This is a genomic window from Faecalibacterium sp. Marseille-Q0746, from assembly GCF_017377595.1.
GTDB lineage: Bacteria > Bacillota > Clostridia > Oscillospirales > Ruminococcaceae > Faecalibacterium > Faecalibacterium duncaniae.
Window position 1 is genome coordinate 48,155 of record NZ_JAFREI010000008.1, and the last position, 18,545, is coordinate 66,699.

The following is an 18,545-nucleotide window of genomic DNA, read 5'->3' on the forward strand; positions in this document are numbered from 1 at the left end:
TTCCCTCATTTCTCTGTATTCGGGGTGTTACCCGCGATCTTATCGGTCACATCCGTGAGCAGCTTGTGGAGCAAAGAGGAGCCTTCGCCGGCATAGCGGCGGTCCTGTTTTGTCTCCACGGGTCTCCCCAGCTGTTCCGGCGCGGACTGCGGTCGGTCGTCCTCAATGGGACGGTATTGCGGGGTGTTCTCCGGGGCCGGGTCATTCTGGCCGGGTTCCCAGAGCTGGCTCTGGTCGGTCTCCAGCACGGTCTCCCGCCCGGCACCATACTGGATGATCTGCTGCAGCGCCCCGCTCCGCCACAGGGTCAGGGCCAGCACAGCGGCTACACCGGCCACGGCAGCCCTGCCATAGGTATTCTGCATCAGGCGGGCCCAGATCGTGCCCATCACCGCGCCCTGCACACTCTTTGGCGGTTTTTCCAGTGCATCGGCGGTCAAAAGGGCCGTGTAACGGTCCATGCACTGGTCACAATAGGAGAGGTGTTCGGCGGCTTCCAGCCTGCCCAGCTCATCCAGCTGGCCGTCCATCATGGCCCGGAAGCCCGCGTCGGTCATGCAGCCATCTTCACGAAACAATTCCATCTTCGCTCCTCCTTTCCTGACGGATCTGCTCCGCCAGCATTTTCTTTGCCCGGTAGATCTGCGCCTCCACCGTCTTTTGGGGCCTGCCGCAGAGGGCTGCCGCCTCGGCGGCGGTGCGGCCCTCCAGCAGCATCAGGCGGCAGGGGGTGCGGTACGGCTCCCGCATCCCCAGGATCTTCCCGGTCAGGGTCTCCTCGCTCATGGCATCCAGCACCTGCTGCTCCGGGTCGGAGCCGGGCGGCGCGCCTTCCAGTGCAAGGATATCATCTCCCGGGGTGTTCACCCGGCGCACCCACGCACTGCGCAGGTAGTCCTTGGCTTTGTTGGAAGCGATACGCGCCAGCCACTGCTTTTCGTACCCGGGCGGGCAGCGGTCAATGGCCCGCCATGCGGCCAGAAAGGTTTCCTGTGCCAGATCCTGGGCATCGCCCTCGTCTGGCACCAGCTGGTGGCAGACCGTGTAGACCAGCCCCTGATACTGCCGCACCAGCGCATTGAATTCCAGTGTTGTCAACGGTCCGCATCCCTCCTTTCCTGCCGCTCTGTAATTGAATACGAAACAGAGCGCGGTTTTCCTGCAAAAATTTTGAAAAATAAAAACGGATAATCCTCTCCGGCATTGCGCTGCTTGGCTCCCCTATTAGGGGAGCTGGCGCAAAGCGCCTGAGAGGTTCTTCTTTTGCAATGCCTCAAGTTATGCTATACTATTACTACTATAGCACAAGAAGGAGGCGGTTTCCATGGATAGAAGCACCAAACAGGCCCTGCTGCAGGCGCTTTCGGCGGCAGAGGGAGCCTATATCTCAGGCCAGCAGCTGGCCGAAGCGCTGGGCGTGAGCCGCGCGGCTGTCCACAAGGCGGCACAGGCGCTTTTGGCCCAGGGATACGCGCTGGATTCCGCCCCGCGCCGGGGCTACCGGCTGGCAGGCGGTGACCCCTTCTGCGCCGAAGCAGTGGGCCCCTACCCCGCCCCCATTCACATCTACGACACGCTGCAAAGCTCCAACCTGACGGCCAAGCAGCTGGCACTGGGCGGTGCACCCCACGGCACGCTGGTGCTCACGGCCCATCAGCAGGCGGGGCGCGGGCGGCTGGGGCGGCGGTTTGAAAGCCCTGCCGGGAAGGGGGTCTACCTCTCCCTCATCCTGCGGCCCACCCTTTCTGCTGCCGATGCCCAGAGCGCGACCATCAGTGCAGCGGTGGCCGTGGCCCGGGCTGTCAAGGCCCTGTGCGGGCTGGAACTGGGCATCAAATGGGTGAACGACCTTTACTATCAGGGCCGCAAGGTCTGCGGCATCCTGACCGAAGCCGGGACCGACATGGAGAGCGGCCAGCTGGAATGGCTGGTGGTGGGCATCGGCCTCAACCTGACCACCTCCCCTGCCGATTGGCCCGAGGAGCTGGCCCGCACGGCAGGCAGCCTTTACCCCGGCGGGCCCGCACCCGTGAGCCGGGCGGTGCTGGCCGGGGCCATTGCCCGGGAGCTGCTCTCCCTCTGCCCGGCCTTCGACTGTCTGGACGAGTACCGGGCCCGCTGTTTTGTGCCGGGCCACTGGGTCACCGTCTGCACCGGGGCCGAGACCTATGCCGCAAAGGCCCTTTCCATTGACGATGCGGGCCGTCTGGTGGTGGAGCGCGAGGGCGGCAGGCAGATTGCCCTGCAGCACGGCGAGGTCAGCATCCGGCCCACCTCCACAATATAAAAAATGACCCCTTCCGCCACGCCGACGCATGACGGAAAGGGTCATTTTCTTTTAAGAGATATGTACCGCTTCCAGCACCCTGATGCCCTCCTGCTCCATCACGTCGCGCAGGGCCTCGAGGTAGCCGGGCTTGTCCACCTTGTTCTCAATGCAGCAGGTCAGCACGCCGTGCAGGCTGGTGACCTCCATTGCAAGGGATGCGCCGTCCGGCAGCACCCAGGTCTGGAAATCGGTCAGGTACGCTTCCAGCTCCGGGCTGTGCGGCAGCAGTGGGCTGCCGATGTAGCTGACCCAGAAATCTGCCGGGAAGCCGCTGATGTACTCGCCCATCTGGAACACACGCTTCTTGATCTTGAGCGCGGCCTTCTGCCGGAACACCTGATACACCCAGCCCATCTGTTCGGCCATGCGGAACAGGCGGCGCTCCGGGGTCAGGCTTTCCCGGATCTCATGGTCGAGCCGCTTTGCAAAGCTGTGGAGCCGGGCCTGCGGTTCCAGCCGCAGGGACAGCTGAAAGGACGCAATGCAGTTGTACAGGGCATGCGGCACCCCCAGCGCCGCACGGGTGTCGGCGGCATAGCTGTACACAAGGTCGTTCTTTTCCAGATACCGCTGTGCTGCCTGGCAGGTCAGCCCCATGAGGGCGCTGAAGGGCTTCACGCCCTCCTTCTGCGCCAGATCCACAAGGCTCTGCCTGTCCAGCCGCAGCCGCTGGAAATGGGGCGTGCCCTCGTGGATCTGCAGCACGTCCTTCTGCATGTCGTTGGCCACCTGGCTCTCCGGGTAGCGGGCCAGCAGCTGTTCCACATCGTAGGGCGGGTCAGAGGCAAGGGCCTCGCACACAAAACCGGCGTTGGAGCGCAGGTTGCAGTAGAGCTTGAGCAGCAGGGTGAAAAAGGGCGCGCTGCCCCGGCCATCGGCCAGGAAGTGGAACCAGTCCAGATAGACCGTGTTTCCCTCATAGCCCAGCGAGAAGAGATAATCGTTCGTCTCCTCGGGGATCTTTGGCTGGGTGCTGCCCTGCCGCACACGGCAGGGGGCAGTGTTGGGCTCCAGACGGGCCTCCCGCTTTTCCCACACCACATGGCAGAAATAATACTCTGCCAGCGGGCGGGCCGCATCCAGTGCCTGCTGCAGAAGGGCCGGGGCAACGGCCTCCTTCAGCGTGGCCTGATAGCGGCAGAGGACCTGATTTTCGCGGTAGTAGTAGACGATGCCCTGAAACACCGCACGCTGCTCTGCATTCATCCGGAATTTACCCCGCGTTCTCGGCCAGATAATCGGCCAGATCGCCGATGGTCACAAAGTTGCGCAGCTCCTTTTCGGGGATGCGCAGGCCAAAGGTCTCTTCCAGATCGGCCACGACGGTCAGGATCTCCATAGAGGACAGATCCAGATCATCCATCATCACGCTGTTTTCGTTGACATCCTCGGGCGAGATCTCTGCCACATCCTCCAGAATTGCCAGGATCTGAGACATGATTTCTGCTCTTTCCATCAAAAAATCTTCCTTTCCGTGAGGGATTTTTTATCGCCTGCAAGGGCGCAGTTTCAGTATGCCACGCGCCGGGCCGGTTTAGCCAGCCGGCGGGGCATTCCTGTGTTTTATAATACCTGTTTTATGGAGGAAATGCAACACACCGGCCGCCCGGTTTTGCGCTTTTTTTACAATTTCCGCGCTTACCTGCGCAGCAGCTTGCCCATGGCGTTGCGGGGCAGGGGCTCGGCGCTGAACTCCACTGCCGTGATCCGCTGGTACAGCGGCAGAGTACGGTTCAACCCGGTGATAAAGGCCCGGACCTCCGCCTGCTTTTCCTCGGCACAGCAGATCAGCGCGCCGATCCTTTTGCCCATCTCCTTGACCACGCACTCCTGCACCTCAGGGCAGGCGTTGAGCTTTCTTTCCAGCTCCTCGGGACTGACGTTCTCGCCGGTGCCCAGAATGATCAGGTTCTTCTTCCGGCCCACCATATAGTAATAACCGTCCTCGTCCTCACGGGCCAGGTCGCCGGTGTGGAGCCAGCCGTCTTTGTCGATGATCTCGGCGGTGGCCTCGGGGTCTTTATAGTAGCCCAGCATCACACAGCCGCCCCGGATGCAGATCTCGCCGGTCTCATCCAGCTTGTACTCACAGTGGCCGTCCGGCTTGCCCAGCGCCCGGATATGGGGCTCTGCCTGGGCGTAATTCACCAGACCATCGCCGCAGGTCTCGGTCATGCCGTAGCACTGGGTGATGTACATGCCGTTTTCCACCAGACCCAGCAGCAGCTCGCTGTCGAACATGGCAGAGCTGCCGCAGGGGTTCCACAGGCCGTTCAGCTTATCGGCGCGGCCGCGCTTAACATCCTTGTAGATGCTCTCCATCAGCACCGGGGCCACGGCAATGGAATCGCTGTGCATCAGCCCCAGATCCCGGTAGAAATTCCGCAGGTCACTGCAAAGGTTCAGGGCCCAGCCCTTGAAGGGCCAGGAGAACAGGCAGATAAAGGTGCCCAGATGGAACAGGGGCAGGATGGCAAAGTTGCTCAGGACATCGTTTTTATCCTCGGGCAGCTGCCGGTGCTTGAAGTCCAGCAAGTGGTCGCCCATGGCAACGTGCATCTGCATCACGGTAAAGAAGTTCCGCTCTGCCAGCATCACGGCCTTGCTGCGGCCGGTGGTGCCGGAAGTGAACAGCATGACCATCAGGGCATTGGGGTCGATCTTCTTTTCCAGCCCGCCGGGCGCGGTGTCCTTCCAGACATCCATCGGCCGCAAGCGTTCCCCATACGCAGCCTCCAGCTGCTCACGGCAGCCGTAGTCCACCCCATCGTTCAGGATGAGGGCAGGCTCTGCCAGCTCCAGCTCCCAGCTCAGTTCGTCCCAGGTCTTTTTCTGGTTCATCGTTACCAGAACAGCCCCGGCCAGCACAGCGCCAAAGGTATTCACGCCGTACTCATAGCAGTTCCGGCTCAACAGAACCACCCGCTTGCCCTCCACTTCCGGGATGTTCTGGGCAAACCAGGCAGCGGCGCGGCGGATATCCTGTGCATACTCGGCATAGGTCTTTTCCTTCACGGTGCCGGTGGCATCCTCTACCCAGCGGAAGGCCACCCGCCCGGGGAATTCCTGCTCCATTGTCCGGGTGACAAGATCATAGACATTGTTTACCATGGTCTGCTCCTTTTTCTCCCGTTTGATTTTACCTGCGCAGCAGCTTGCCCAGCGCGTTGCGGGGCAGGGGCTCGGCGCTGCACTCCACCACGGAGATGCGCTTGTACATGGGCAGGGTGCGGTTCAGCTCGGTGACAAAAGCCTTCACCTGCTGCTGCTTGTCATCCTCACAGCAGACCACGGTGCCGATCTTCTTGCCCATCTCCTTGACGATGCACTCCTTGATGGCATCGCACTTACCCAGCAGCTTTTCCAGCTCCTCGGGGCTGACGTTCTCGCCGCTGTCCAGAATGATGAGGTTCTTCTTGCGGCCGGTCATATAGTAGTAGCCTTCCTCGTCCACGCGGGCCAGGTCGCCGGTGTGGAGCCAGCCGTCCTTGTCGATGGTCTCGGCAGTGGCCTCGGGGTTCTTATAGTAGCCCAGCATCACGCAGCCGCCGCGGACGCAGATCTCGCCGGTCTCGCCCACCTTGACCTCACAGAAGCCGTCCGGCTTGCCCAGGGCACGCAGGTGGTCGCCCTCCTGGGTCACGTTCAGCAGGCCATAGCCGGCCAGCTCGGTCATGGAGTAGCACTGGTTGATGTAGAAGCCATTCTTCACCAGATCGCTCAGAATGGCGGGGTCAAGAATGGCAGAGCTGCAGCTCAGGTTCCACAGACCGTTCAGGCGGTCGGCATGGCCGCGCTTGACCTCGTTGCAGATCATCTCCACCAGCACCGGCGGGGTAGACATGGCATCACTGTGCATCAGGCTCATATCCCGGCGCAGGTCGCGGGCATCACAGCAGAGATTCAGGGTCCAGCCCTGCACGCCATAGACAAAGTAGCAGATGAAACCGGCCAGATGGAACATAGGCACCAGCGTAAAGTGGCTGAAGGTCTGGTCGAGGTACTGGGGTACCAGCCGCTCCTCATAGTCAAGGACGGACTTCAGGCCATCGATGTACATCTGGCAGGCGGTGAAGTAGTTCTTCTCGCTCAGCATCACGCCCTTGCTGCGGCCGGTGGTGCCGGAAGTGAACATCAGCATCAGCAAACCCTCGTGGTCGATGCGGTTGACCATCTCAGCCTCAGGGGCAGCGGTCCAGGCATCCATGGGGCGGAGCCGAGCGCCGTAGAGTGCTTCCAGCTGGGCGCGGTAGCCGTAATCGATGCCATCATTGAAGATGAGGTCCGGCTCCACCATACCCAGCTCATACTCCAGCTCGGCCCAGGTCTTGCCCTGGTTCAGGGTCACGATGACAGCGCCTGCCATCATGGTGCCGAAAACGACCGCGCCGTACTCATAGTTGGTGCGGCTCAGGATGACGATCTTCTTGCCCTTGGGCTCGCCCAGCTCCTGCTGCAGGTAGCCGGTCGCTTTGCGGATATCCTGCACATACTGAGCGTAGGTCTTTTCCACCACCGTGTCCTTGCCTTCCACATAGCGGAACGCCACACGGTCAGCATACTTATTCTGCATCGCAGAGATCATATCAAAAACGGTCATCGGCATATTTGCCACGGTCACAACTTCGTTACAAGCCTTGTTTGCCATTATTTTACACTCCCTGTTTATTTTTGCTAAATCATTCCCTTTTGTTTCCGCCAAATGGAATCTTCTGGGCACTCTAGCCTAGAGTATACCGCATAGAGGGCTTAAATGCAAGATTTAATTGCACAAATATGCAACTTAAACTTGCAGTCAATCTGTGCACCCGGATGTAAATCCTGCCTTTTGTTGCGGGCAGGCCGTGAGTGTGGTACACTTTTCCCGGTATCTGCCCACCGTGCTTTCTCCCTGCGTTTGATTGACAGCAAGGGCAAAAAGCATTATACTTATTATAAATATCTCTAATTTTTAACATGATGCGCCAAAAATCCGGCAATTCTGCCATCCCGGGGCGGGGTGCGGCGCAGAGGAGGACCTTTTTATGGAGGGAACCAAACGCCGTGCCGCAAATTCGCTGGGCATGTTCGATCTGCTCAAGGGTGTCGGCATGCTGACCATCGTCTTTGCCCACACCGGCGAGCTTTACCCCATGGGCGATGCCAGCCACATCAACCCGCTGACCTTTTGCATGTTCGCCTACCGCGAATCCCTGATGGCGGCCTTTTACATTGCCAGCGGCTACGGCTTCCGCAAGCGCTCCATCGGCAAGTGCATCGACCAGCAGTTCAAAACGCTGCTCAAGCCTTACATCTATACAGGCATTGCCACCACCGTGTTCCATTTTATCATCCATTACAGCCTGTTCGGCAGCCTGCACAACGCCACCTACGAGACCTACAAGGTGCTGGGCGGCTTTGCACTGGGCCTGCCCCACACGGCCACCTATTTCGGCCAGCTGTTCTTCTCCTGCGGCCCCATGTGGTATCTGCTCTCGCTGATGATCGCATGGATCCTGCTGGATCTCATCCTGAATATCTTCCCGGAGCAGTACATAAACTGGGCGGTGCTGGGTACCATGCTGTTAGGCTGGGGCATCTGCATCACCTGGGAGGCTCCTTTTTGCATCGGCCAGGGCATGGTCACCGTTCCGGCTCTGTATGTGGGCTACCTTGTCAAGAAGCATAAGATCTTTGAACAGCCTCTCTCGCCCCGTCTGCGCGGCGGGATGATCGCGGCAGCGCTGGCTGTGGCCGCACTGGTGCTTCTTACCAAGAGCACCGACTGCGTCTCGATGGCCGAGTGGACCTTCGGCCCCGTGAGCATCCTGCTGGATGCCGTGACGGGCCTGGGCATCCTTTCCATCGTCATCTGGTTCCAGCGCAGAGTGGAGAACGTTGTCACCCACGCCATTCAGGCCATTGGCCGCCGTTCGCTGTTCATCTTCTGCGTCCACACCGTGGAGCTCACGGCCATTCCCTGGTATCTGATGCCCCAGAAGTTTGCGGCTCACCCGGTGCTGGGCATGGTGCTGCAGTTCACCCTTTCGCTGGGCTCCACCCTGCTCATCTGCGAGCTGCTGGTGCGCCGCCGGGACCTGAAGTTCTGGCTCACCTCCCGCCGGGAGCAGAAGGCGGCGGAAGCGCCCCGCCGGCGCAGCGCCCGCGCCGAAGCGCCTGAGCGTCATTTTGCGGCAAAACACTGATTTTTTGCAGAGGGTGCACCCTCTGCTGAAGTGAAATAATATTATGAGGAGAATCCGGTTATGAACAACGCAGCTCCTGAGAACACTGCGGCTCTGCAGGAAAAGATCGCCGAGCTGGAACAGCAGCTCAAGCTTTCGGACGAAGGTGCTTCCCATCTGGCAGAGCGCTGCCTTTCCCTGGAACAGAAGGTGCAGTCCTACCTTGCGGCACACCCCCAGCGCGAGATGCATACTGACTCGCCCACTCTGCTGCAGCCGCTGCTCTATTATGATGCAGGCTTCGGCTTTTCGGAAAAGGACACCCTGACCGCGCCCGACTGCACCACCGACGAGCTGACCGGTGCTGTGACCGCGACCTTTGAGCTGCCGGTGGCCGTGCAGGCCCTGCGGTTCGACCCGGGTGAGCTGCCCTGCTGCATCACCAACCTGATCTTTTCAGACGACCGCATCATCTGCGTGCCCACCAACGGCCTGAACCTTTCCGGTGGAAGCACCCTGTTTCTGGGCGATGACCCCAACTACCGGCTGGAGGGCACCACCCACTACCCCGCCGGGATGAAGCTGGTGGTGAGCTATGGCTACTTCCCGCTGGAGACCCTGACAGACGAGCCTTTGTTCTGCGCCGTGCTGCAGGGCGTGCAGCAGCTCCAGCTGCGCAAGGACAGCGAAAAACAGCATATCCAGCAGCTGGAGCAGAATGCCGCGGCCCAGCAGCAGATGGTGGCCGCCCTGCAGCAGGAGATCGCACAGCTGCACCAGAAAAACGCCGATCTGCAGGCCCGGAGCAATGCCTACGAGACCTCGCTGGAAAGCGTGTTTTCCAGTAAAAGCTGGAAGCTCACTGCTCCCATCCGCAGCCTGATGCGCCTGTTCCACCGTGGAAACTGAGAAGCGGAACGGAGGAACAGCCATGTATAACAATTACACCCCCCTGCAGCAGCGTCAGCTGGCCCTGCAGGAGTACAGCAACACCCAGAGCACCTATCTGCTGGTCTGCGCATCGGCCCGCAGCACGGCCCTGAAAGCCACCCTGACCGACCAGCTCCACCGCAAGTTCCGGCTGGTGGAGCGGCTGGACGGGGAACTGACCGCAAGCGTGGACGGCGTGTTTCTGGCCGCCGAGGACGTGGAGCTGATGTCCACCGCCCTGATGTACTTTGCCAAAGCCCTGCAGGATGGTGCGGATTACGCCGTCTGCAACGCTGTGTTCGGCTTTGGCGGGGCGACTGCCCTCTATCAGAGCCAGCCGCTGCAGGCGCAGAACCGCTGCGCCGTGGTCAGCCGCGCCCTGCTGGAGCGCTGCCGCGCCGCCGCCCATGACCCCGAAAATGTGCCCGAGCTGCTGGCGCTGGCCGCGCAGCTCTGCACTAAGCCCGCTCTCATTCCGCAGGCCCTGCTCCACTACGAGCGCGGCATCTGCGCCGAGGATGCGTTTTCGGCCCACGGCAAACGTGCCTTTATTATGAGCCATGTGCTGGATATGACCGGTGCGCCCATCGTGCTGGTGAGTGCCGTGCCGGTGCTGCGCAGCATGGGGTATGAGGTACTCGTGCTGGGCCCCAGTGACGGCGGCTCCCTGCATCTCTTCCTGGATGCCGGGGCCTCGGTCATCACCCGGTCGTCCTGCCGCAATGTCTCCGATGCCTGGGGCATGGCTCTCTGTGCCGACTTCGTCATCGCCAACACGGTGGTCATGGCCCGGGCTGTCCGTGCCCTGAGCGGCACCGCCGTGCCGGTGCTGTGGTGGCTCCACGATGCCTTTGCAGGCTATCCCCACATTGCCCACCAGATCCCCACCCAGCTGGGAGAGAATGTCCGGGTCTACTCGGTGGGCAGCCACGCCGCCAACGCCATGCACGTCGTGCGGCCCGAGTTCGAGATCCGGCCGCTCATCTACGGCCTGCCCGATTACGCGGCAGAGAACTTTGTCCGCACCGATCTGGGCTACAACCACGGCCGCCCGCTGTTTGCCACGGTGGGCTCCTTTGAGCGCCGTAAGGGCCACGATATCTTCTGCAAGGCCATCCGCCTGCTGCCGCCCGAGGTACGGGAGAAGGCCTCCTTCCTCTTTGTGGGCCAGGCCGCTGACAAGGAGATGATGGATTCCGTCCGCACCCTGACCGCAGACTACCCGGAAAACGTGTACTACTGCAAGCGGCTCACCCGTGACGAGATCAAGAGCCTGATGGAGCAGTGCACCGGTTTGGTCTGTGCTTCCCGCGATGACCCCATGCCCACCTTTGTCACCGAGGGTCTGATCTTCGGCAAGCCATCCATCGTGTCGGAGCACACCGGCACCGCCGGGCTCATCTCCGAGGGGCGGAACGGCTTCGTTTACCACGACGACGACCCGCAGCAGCTGGCTGTCCTGCTGGAGCACGCCATTGAACACCCGGAAGAGCTGGCCTCCATGCGGACAGAATGCCGTAAAATGTACGAGCAGTATTATTCCAAGGAGGCTTTTGAGCAGACGCTCCGGGCTGCTGTGGAAGATTTGACAGCGAAAAAGTAACACAAAACCTCTCCGTCATTGCTTCGCAATGCCACCTCTCCTCATAGGGGCAACAGCAACAACCGCCGCCAGTGGCGGATAAAGGGCGTTGCTGTTGGGGCTGCGGCCAGCAAGACACAAGTGTTGTTTCCAACACGAAGTGGATGCTGGGTGCCGCAACCCGGGCTTGGCGAACGAAGTAAGCCCGAGAGGTTCTTTTTTATCATATCACACAAAGTGACGAGAAAAATTTTGTTTCAGTTCACAAAAACAAGGTTCCTCTGTGTTATACTGCAAGCAGTATCGTGAAAGGAGCCTTGTCCCATGGAACAGACCAACACCCCCCAGCAGCCCTCCCGCAAAAAGGCGATCCTTTCTCTGCTGGTACTGCTGGCGCTGACCTGTGTAGTGGTTTTCATCTTCAGCAGCCACTGGGCCGAGATTTCGACCGCGCTGGCCCAGCTCTCCTTCTGGCAGGTGCTGCTGGTGCTGGCCATCGGCCTGACATACCCACTGCTTGAGGGAATCGTCTGCTGGCTCATCATCCGCTGCCGCCTGCCGGGCTTCACCCTGCGGCGCGGCTTGGATGCCGCCTTTGTGGGCACCTTTGGCAACGTGGTCGGCCTGGGTGCCGGGGCTGTGCCCATGGAGTCCTACTATCTCTACCACTGCGGCCTGCCGCTGGGCCCCGGTGTGGGCCTGATGACCCTGCAATATGTATTCCACAAGACCACCGTTCTGCTCTATGCCACTGTGATGCTCCTGCTGCAGCACCGGTGGCTCGCCGCCAACACCTCCGGCGTGATGCACTATCTGCCCGCCGCCTACTGCGTGGTGGCGCTGGTCATCGTGACGCTGGTGCTGCTCTGTGTCTCGCCGCTGGTGCAGCGGCTGGCCCGCTGGGCCATGGGCTTTCTGCCCAAAACAGAACCATGGCAGACCCGCCGGGAAAAGTGGCTGGAGCAGCTGGACACCCTGGCCACCGAGAGCCGCCTCCTGCTGGCCGACAAGGGCCGCTGTGCCCGTATCCTTGCCGTGCAGACCCTCAAGCTGTTTCTGATGTTCACCCTGCCGTGGTTCTGCATCCGGTTCATGGGGCTTTCCTGCGGGCTGAGCTTCTGGCAGGTACAGCTGCTCACCAGCCTGATGCTCTTCCTTTCCAATGCCCTGCCCAATGTGGCAGGCATGGGCTCCATTGAAACAGCCTTTCTGCTGGTGTTCAGCAGCTTTATGACCAGCGGCGAGGCCATGAGCACCCTGATGCTCTTCCGCATCGCAAGCTACTATTTTGTGTTCGCCGCCAGCGCCGCAGGTACCTTTGCGGCGCAGAAGCATCTGGAGAACAGTTGACATCCTGCGCGTTCCGGCACTATAATGAGAGCGTACTCTTTGAAGATCTCTGGCCGCCTGCTGTGCGGCCCGCCAAGGGAGAACGCCTTATGGAAAACAAAAGTCTCCGTTTTTATGCCATCATGGCTCTCTGGGTCGTGTTGTTCGTGCTGTTATTCGTTTCCAACCGCCGCGTTGACCTGAAAACTGACATCAATAAAAGCACTTCCGTCTCTGTCAGCGTGGAGGATACCGTCAGCCTGAGCCCCTCTGTGGTCACCACCCGTGCCTATTCTGCGGGCGATGATACTTATCAGGCATTTTTCGAGATCCTGCAAAACGCGAGCTGCTACCAAAAGTTCAACCAGAATGTCCGCTCCTACTCCCACGACTACGAAGCGCATTCCATCACCCTGCGCTTTGCAGACGATGCCAGCCAGAACCTGCTCTTCACCGTCTATTCAGACGGAGTCTGTCAGGTAAACGGAAAATTCGTCTTCCTCCGCTCCCCCGATGGAAATGCAGAAGCGATCTACCAGCTGCTGCGGGATGCGGTGGTGTAAAGAATATTGCCCGCTCCCCGGGATGCGGCTGATCAACGACCGGGACAAAACAAAAATCGGGGCACTCAGGTGGTCAAGCTGAGTGTCCCGTTTTTGTTTTCATCTGCGCACAGTGCCGTACCAGAGCCCTGTGTGCCGCGCAGCGGATGCAGAGCAAACCAGAATGCTGCATCCTGCCAAGAAAAAGAGAGTATGGAATGGAGGAATGGAACGGAGCGCTTGCAGACACTCCGTTTTTTGGTGCATCGTGGTTAGAGTTAGCTAACCGTCACTGCGAGAACAGGATACCATAGATGGTTAGTCTTGTCAACCCTCAATTTGCATTTTTTCCCGAAAAAGGTGTGTGTCGCCGGGGTTTTAGCTTTTTTTCTACATTCTGCCCAAAGAATCCCCCTTGCTTTGGAAGAAAACCCACTTGTTTTCTATTGCTTTTTAAAGCGGTTCTTGTTATTATAGTAACGCAAGATTTTGTGGGCAAGCTTTCATTTTTGTCTACACCTTGTAGTTGGAACTGCCGCAGACGGCAGTTCCAAGACCGTTTCGCCCCCAGAAAGCCGCCTATGCAGTGCGGTTTTTCAAAGGCTCAATAGTTAGAATGCGCTAACCTGCGCATGGAATGGAGCAAGGAGGTTCCAATGATCAATTTTGAACAGTGGGAAGGCTTTGAGGGCCGCATCTGGAAAGAGGAAGTCAATGTCCGCGACTTCATCCAGAAGAACTACACCCCGTACGACGGCGACGAAAGCTTTCTGGCTGGCCCCACCGAGGCGACCGATAAGCTGTGGGGTGCCCTGCAGAAGCTGCAGAAGGAAGAGCGCGCCAAGGGCGGCGTGCTGGACATGGAGACCGAAGTCGTCAGCAGCCTGACCGCTTACGGCCCCGGCTATATCGACGAGACCCTGAAGGATCTGGAGCAGATCGTCGGCCTGCAGACCGACAAGCCCCTGAAGCGTGCATTCATGCCCTACGGCGGCATCAAGATGGCAGAGCAGGCCTGCACCACCTACGGCTATCAGCCCAGCGAGGAGCTGCACAAGATCTTTACCGACTATACCCGCACCCACAACCAGGCTGTGTTCGATGCCTACACCCCTGAGATGAAGGCTGCCCGCCACACCCACATCATCACCGGCCTGCCCGACACCTACGGCCGCGGCCGCATCGTGGGCGACTACCGCCGCGTGGCCCTGTACGGCATCGATGCCCTGATCAAGTTCAAGCAGGAAGATTTCGCCAACTGCGGCGACGGCACCATGACCGATGACGTGATCCGCCTGCGTGAGGAGATCGCACGCCAGATCAGCGCCCTGAAGGGCATGAAGAAGATGGCCGAGGCCTACGGCTGCGATATCTCCCAGCCCGCTAAGAACGCCAAGGAAGCCTGCCAGTGGCTGTACTTCGGCTACCTGGCCGCCATCAAGACCCAGAACGGCGCTGCCATGAGCGTGGGCCGCATCTCCACCTTCCTGGATATCTACATCCAGCGCGATCTGGAGAACGGCACCCTGACCGAGAGCCAGGCTCAGGAGCTGATCGACCACATGGTGATGAAGTTCCGCATGGTCAAGTTTGCCCGCATCCCCAGCTACAACCAGCTGTTCTCCGGCGACCCCGTGTGGGCCACCCTGGAAGTGGGCGGCATCGGCATGGACGGCCGCAGCATGGTCACCAAGAACTGCTACCGCTTCCTGCACACTCTGGAGAACATGGGCCCTGCACCGGAGCCGAACCTGACCGTTCTGTACTCCTCTGCCCTGCCTGAGAACTTCAAGAAGTACGCCGCCAAGGTGTCCATCAACACCAGCTCTGTTCAGTACGAGAACGACGATGTGATGAAGCCCGTTTGGGGCGACGATTACTCCATCTGCTGCTGCGTGTCTGCCACCCAGACCGGCAAGGAGATGCAGTTCTTTGGTGCCCGCGCCAACCTGGCAAAGTGCCTGCTGTACGCCATCAACGGCGGCGTGGACGAGAAGAGCCACGAGCAGTGCGGCCCCAACTATGCCCCCATCACCAGCGAGTACCTGAACTATGACGAGGTCCTGCCCAAATATGTTCAGATGCTGGACTGGCTGGCCGGCCTGTACGTCAACGTGCTGAACCTGATCCAGTATATGCACGACAAGTACTACTACGAGGAAGCCGAAATGGCCCTGATCGACACCGATGTGCGCCGCACCTTTGCCACCGGCATTGCAGGCTTCTCCCACGTCATCGACTCCCTGAGCGCCATCAAGTACGCCAAGGTCAAGGTCGTGCGCGATGAGACCGGCCTGGCCACCGGCTATGAGGTGGAGGGCGACTTCCCCAAGTACGGCAACGATGACGACCGTGCCGATGAGATCGGCGTGTGGCTGCTGCGCACCTTCCTGGAGATGATCAAGAAGCGCCACACCTACCGCAACTCCGAGGCTACCACCTCCATCCTGACCATCACCTCCAACGTGGTGTACGGCAAGTACACCGGTGCTCTGCCCGATGGCCGTGCCGCCTTTACCCCCTTTGCACCCGGTGCAAACCCCAGCTACGGTGCGGAGCAGAACGGCCTGCTGGCTTCCCTGAACTCTGTTGCCAAGCTGCCCTACCACTGGGCTCTGGACGGCATCTCCAACACCCAGACCATCAACCCCGAGGCTCTGGGCCACAGCGAGGAGGAGCGCAAGGAGAACCTGGTGCAGGTGCTGGACGGCTACTTCGATCAGGGTGCACACCACCTGAACGTGAATGTGTTCGGCAAGGAGAAGCTGCTGGATGCCATGGAGCACCCCGAAAAGGAAGAATACGCCAACTTCACCATCCGCGTCTCCGGCTATGCGGTCAAGTTCATCGACCTGACCCGCGAGCAGCAGATGGACGTGATCTCCCGTACCTGCCATGCCGCACTGTGACCCTGTCGGTCTCGTCCACTCGCTGGAAAGCTTCGGCTCGGTGGACGGGCCGGGTGTCCGGTTCGTTGTCTTTCTGCAGGGCTGTGCCCTGCGCTGCAAATACTGCCACAACCCCGAAACGTGGAGCGCTGAGGGCGGCACGGAATGGTCTCCGGAGAAGCTGTTCCAGCACGTCTGGCGCTACCGCAATTACTGGGGCAAGAAGGGCGGCATCACCGTCAGCGGCGGCGAGCCGCTGCGGCAGATGGACTTCTTGACAAAATTCTTCCAGCTGGCGCGCGCCAAGGGGGTGCACACCGCGCTGGACACGGCCGGTCAGCCGTTCCAGCCCGATGACCCCGCCTACCTGGCCGCCTTCGATACCCTGATGGCTTCCACCAGTCTGGTGATCCTGGATCTCAAGGAGATCGACCCGGAGAAGCACCGTCAGCTTACCGGCCGGGACAATGCCAACATCTTAGCCATGGCACGGCACATCTCTGATCTGGGCGTTCCGCTCTGGATCCGGCATGTGCTGGTGCCCGGCCTCACCGATGACGAGGAGGGCCTGCGCAGGACCGCAGATTTCATCCGCAGCCTGAAAACGGTGCAGCGGGTGGAGGTGCTCCCCTACCACACGCTGGGGCTGTTCAAGTGGCAGAAGCTGGGCATCTCCTATCCCCTGCCCGATGCTGTTCCCCCCACGGCGGAACAGGTCCGCCGGGCGGAGGAATTGTTGGAAGTGGCTAAGTACCCCGGCTGAACTGCACCGGCAGGGTAGACTGGGAAAGCTTCATCCTGACTTAAACAAAAAGAATGACCCTCTCTATCACGCTGACGTATGCCCGCTCCCTTTTGTGGGAGGTGGCACTGCGAAGCAATGATAGAGAGGGTCGTTTATTTTTCTTCACTTCCGGCGTGATACACCTGCAGATACACCCTTTTGCGCTCGGCATCCGTGTTCTCTGCCAGCTGCTGGCAGAAACGCTCATCCTCGAACAGGGCGACCACATTGGGCGCATAGCGGGTGCCGCTCTGGGCCCGCAGCTCTTCCAGCAGCGTGCGGAAGGGCTTGGCAAGGTTGTAGCACCGACCGATATTATCGGTGGCGGCATCCAGCGAGTCTGCCACGCTCAGCGCATCCACGATTCCCTTGATCTCCGGCGGGCAGGAGGGTACATCATTGGGATAGCCGCCTTTGCCGTTGTAATAGCAGTGGTGATAGAGCGCCGCCAGGGCCAGCGTTCTTCCGCAGCCCATTCTATTCAGAATGTCAGCGCCGGTCCTTGGGTGGCTCTGGATGCAGAAAAATTCCTCATCCAGCAGGCGGCGGGCGTTGTTGTCGATGTACATCAGAACGGCACACTTGCCAAGGTCGTGGTACAGGCCGCACTCATAGGCCGTCTGGCAGAGCTCTTCCCGCCGGGCCTGCACCTCGGCCGCGCTCCTGCAGCCCAGCAGGCCCACCAGTGTTTCGGGCCGTGTCTCGATCTGCCGCTGCAGCAGGGCACGGGTCAGCTCTGCCACCATCAGCGAGTGGACATAGGTCGGCTTGTGCCCGGCCAGGATACTGCCCAGCATCCGGCGGTTCGCCGTTTCATCTGAGCTGGTGTTGATCTTGCTCAACTCCCAAGCAGCAGAGTTTACCACACGGGGATACTGGCTGGCCGGCATCTGTTCCAGATACTGATCCGCAGAACGGCGTACCTGCTCCACGGTTGCACGATATCTCTGTGCTCCCGCCTCGTCCAGACGTTCTGCATAGACCGAAAGATAGGCCGCCAGAACCAGCTTCCGGTTGATGGCCTCGGCAGAATAATCATCCTGCGCCACGCTTCCCGCCGATTCCAGAAGGATCTTGACCACGTCTTCCAGGCTGCCCACCCCGGCATGGTAGCGGGCAGCAGCGTAAAAATAGGGCACCCGCCAGTTCTGCAGGCGCGCATCCTGACCCTTGTACTTCTTCTTGTGCCCCCAGATGTATTCCGCCGATTCCAGCACCTGCCGCGCCACCTCGGGATCCTCCTCCTGCCGCAGGTGGGTCAGCAGGGTCATGCGGTCCATGTGCATGGAATAGATGTAGCTTTCCCAAGGGAACTCCGGGTCCAGTGCATGGTAATGCGCAGACTGGATGACCTCCATTGCGCGGCTGAACCGCTCCAGATACCGGCAGCTTTCCGCATGGGTGCCGCGGGACATCCCCAGCCGGGTGTTGCCCACACAGCGGATGAGATACTGCCGGGTATTCCTGTCCAGCTGTTCATACCGTGACATGTATTCAGCAGCTTCCGTAAAATAGACCTGGATCGCATCTCCCAACAGGTTGATGCCAGTTCCCTCATCCCGGACGTTCATATAATGCAGGGTGATGCCTGTGTAGTACAGCTCTCTGACGATCATGGGCACGTCTTTCCGGCTGCGGGCCGCTGCCAGCAGCAGCTGATGCACCTTGAACGCCACGCCCACATCCTCGCTGTTCGCGTAGTTGAACAGCCTGCCTGCAAAGGCACTCAGTCCCTGGATATCCGTTTCGGTCAGGGAGGCAGGGTCGCGGTCGTAGACAAACTGCGCCAGCAGTGCCTCATTCTGCCGCATCAGGGTGTTGCATCTCAGCGCGTTGGTCTGGATCTCTTCCAGCACGGCAGCGGGAGCTTTGCCCTCCGGAAAGCTGGGCCGGGAGATCGAGCGCACAACGCGCAGATCCCGAATATACTGTTCAAAGGCCTCTGCCTGTGTGCACTCCATCTTATCAGCCCCTTTTGTCGAAGTCCGTCGTTCGAT

Annotated in this window: 15 protein-coding genes; 8 read left to right on the forward strand and 7 right to left on the reverse strand. The window is 60.1% G+C overall.

Translation table 11 applies throughout. The features are described from left to right. Positions 1-5: 5 nt before the first annotated feature. Positions 6-584: a hypothetical protein gene (locus J3351_RS06285; RefSeq protein ID WP_207697340.1), complete on the reverse strand. Its 579-nt coding sequence runs from the start codon at positions 582-584 to the stop codon at positions 6-8. Then, a complete protein-coding gene (locus J3351_RS06290) occupies positions 568-1,098 on the reverse strand; it encodes an RNA polymerase sigma factor (RefSeq protein ID WP_005934952.1) in 531 nt (176 codons plus the stop codon). Before J3351_RS06290 ends, J3351_RS06285 begins: the two co-directional genes overlap by 17 nt. Positions 1,099-1,324: 226 nt before the next feature. On the opposite strand from J3351_RS06290, the gene J3351_RS06295 reads away from it, so the two are divergent. Continuing rightward, complete coding sequence (locus tag J3351_RS06295; protein WP_207697341.1) at positions 1,325-2,287, forward strand: biotin--[acetyl-CoA-carboxylase] ligase; 963 nt, start codon at positions 1,325-1,327, stop codon at positions 2,285-2,287. Between the two features lie 51 nt (positions 2,288-2,338). On the opposite strand, the gene J3351_RS06300 is transcribed toward J3351_RS06295, so the two are convergent. From J3351_RS06300 to J3351_RS06315, 4 genes are all read right to left on the reverse strand, one after another. Continuing rightward, positions 2,339-3,535 (reverse strand): hypothetical protein, encoded by a 1,197-nt coding sequence (locus J3351_RS06300; protein WP_207697342.1) that lies wholly within the window; start codon positions 3,533-3,535, stop codon positions 2,339-2,341. A gap of 7 nt (positions 3,536-3,542) precedes the next feature. Further along, positions 3,543-3,785: an acyl carrier protein gene (locus tag J3351_RS06305; protein ID WP_005934955.1), complete on the reverse strand. Its 243-nt coding sequence runs from the start codon at positions 3,783-3,785 to the stop codon at positions 3,543-3,545. 182 nt (positions 3,786-3,967) lie between these two features. Further along, positions 3,968-5,440: a class I adenylate-forming enzyme family protein gene (locus J3351_RS06310; RefSeq protein ID WP_207697343.1), complete on the reverse strand. Its 1,473-nt coding sequence runs from the start codon at positions 5,438-5,440 to the stop codon at positions 3,968-3,970. A gap of 28 nt (positions 5,441-5,468) precedes the next feature. After that, positions 5,469-6,977, reverse strand: a complete 1,509-nt coding sequence (locus J3351_RS06315; protein WP_207697344.1) for a class I adenylate-forming enzyme family protein — start codon at positions 6,975-6,977, stop codon at positions 5,469-5,471. Positions 6,978-7,353: 376 nt separating this feature from the next. On the opposite strand from J3351_RS06315, the gene J3351_RS06320 reads away from it, so the two are divergent. From J3351_RS06320 to pflA, 7 genes are all read left to right on the forward strand, one after another. Next, complete coding sequence (locus tag J3351_RS06320) at positions 7,354-8,514, forward strand: acyltransferase (protein ID WP_207697345.1); 1,161 nt, start codon at positions 7,354-7,356, stop codon at positions 8,512-8,514. A 60-nt stretch (positions 8,515-8,574) separates the two neighbouring features. Continuing rightward, entirely contained in the window at positions 8,575-9,402 is an 828-nt protein-coding gene (locus tag J3351_RS06325; RefSeq protein ID WP_207697346.1) for a hypothetical protein, read from the forward strand. A 22-nt stretch (positions 9,403-9,424) separates the two neighbouring features. Beyond that, the gene (locus tag J3351_RS06330; protein ID WP_207697347.1) at positions 9,425-11,026 is read left to right on the forward strand and encodes a glycosyltransferase; all 1,602 of its coding nucleotides are present in this window, start codon (positions 9,425-9,427) and stop codon (positions 11,024-11,026) included. Between the two features lie 303 nt (positions 11,027-11,329). Next, positions 11,330-12,355: a lysylphosphatidylglycerol synthase transmembrane domain-containing protein gene (locus J3351_RS06335; protein ID WP_156070498.1), complete on the forward strand. Its 1,026-nt coding sequence runs from the start codon at positions 11,330-11,332 to the stop codon at positions 12,353-12,355. 89 nt (positions 12,356-12,444) lie between these two features. Beyond that, on the forward strand, positions 12,445-12,897 hold the full coding sequence (locus tag J3351_RS06340; protein WP_207697348.1) for a hypothetical protein: 453 nt from the start codon (positions 12,445-12,447) through the stop codon (positions 12,895-12,897). Positions 12,898-13,532: 635 nt separating this feature from the next. Further along, positions 13,533-15,785, forward strand: a complete 2,253-nt coding sequence (gene pflB / locus J3351_RS06345; protein ID WP_207697349.1) for a formate C-acetyltransferase — start codon at positions 13,533-13,535, stop codon at positions 15,783-15,785. Then, complete coding sequence (gene pflA, locus J3351_RS06350; RefSeq protein ID WP_097773391.1) at positions 15,772-16,527, forward strand: pyruvate formate-lyase-activating protein; 756 nt, start codon at positions 15,772-15,774, stop codon at positions 16,525-16,527. Before pflB ends, pflA begins: the two co-directional genes overlap by 14 nt. Positions 16,528-16,661: 134 nt before the next feature. On the opposite strand, the gene J3351_RS06355 is transcribed toward pflA, so the two are convergent. After that, entirely contained in the window at positions 16,662-18,509 is a 1,848-nt protein-coding gene (locus J3351_RS06355) for an HD-GYP domain-containing protein (RefSeq protein WP_207697350.1), read from the reverse strand. Between the last annotated feature and the right edge of the window lie 36 nt (positions 18,510-18,545).

Excerpts from the sequence above, each read along its gene's own strand:
- J3351_RS06285 (WP_207697340.1), bottom strand. The coding sequence starts at position 584 with ATGGAATTGTTTCGTGAAGATGGCTGCATGACCGACGCGGGCTTCCGG.
- J3351_RS06295 (WP_207697341.1), top strand. The coding sequence starts at position 1,325 with ATGGATAGAAGCACCAAACAGGCCCTGCTGCAGGCGCTTTCGGCGGCA.
- J3351_RS06300 (WP_207697342.1), bottom strand. The coding sequence starts at position 3,535 with ATGAATGCAGAGCAGCGTGCGGTGTTTCAGGGCATCGTCTACTACTAC.
- J3351_RS06305 (WP_005934955.1), bottom strand. The coding sequence starts at position 3,785 with ATGGAAAGAGCAGAAATCATGTCTCAGATCCTGGCAATTCTGGAGGAT.
- J3351_RS06310 (WP_207697343.1), bottom strand. The coding sequence starts at position 5,440 with ATGGTAAACAATGTCTATGATCTTGTCACCCGGACAATGGAGCAGGAA.
- J3351_RS06315 (WP_207697344.1), bottom strand. The coding sequence starts at position 6,977 with ATGGCAAACAAGGCTTGTAACGAAGTTGTGACCGTGGCAAATATGCCG.
- J3351_RS06320 (WP_207697345.1), top strand. The coding sequence starts at position 7,354 with ATGGAGGGAACCAAACGCCGTGCCGCAAATTCGCTGGGCATGTTCGAT.
- J3351_RS06325 (WP_207697346.1), top strand. The coding sequence starts at position 8,575 with ATGAACAACGCAGCTCCTGAGAACACTGCGGCTCTGCAGGAAAAGATC.
- J3351_RS06330 (WP_207697347.1), top strand. The coding sequence starts at position 9,425 with ATGTATAACAATTACACCCCCCTGCAGCAGCGTCAGCTGGCCCTGCAG.
- J3351_RS06335 (WP_156070498.1), top strand. The coding sequence starts at position 11,330 with ATGGAACAGACCAACACCCCCCAGCAGCCCTCCCGCAAAAAGGCGATC.
- J3351_RS06340 (WP_207697348.1), top strand. The coding sequence starts at position 12,445 with ATGGAAAACAAAAGTCTCCGTTTTTATGCCATCATGGCTCTCTGGGTC.
- pflB (WP_207697349.1), top strand. The coding sequence starts at position 13,533 with ATGATCAATTTTGAACAGTGGGAAGGCTTTGAGGGCCGCATCTGGAAA.
- pflA (WP_097773391.1), top strand. The coding sequence starts at position 15,772 with ATGCCGCACTGTGACCCTGTCGGTCTCGTCCACTCGCTGGAAAGCTTC.
- J3351_RS06355 (WP_207697350.1), bottom strand. The coding sequence starts at position 18,509 with ATGGAGTGCACACAGGCAGAGGCCTTTGAACAGTATATTCGGGATCTG.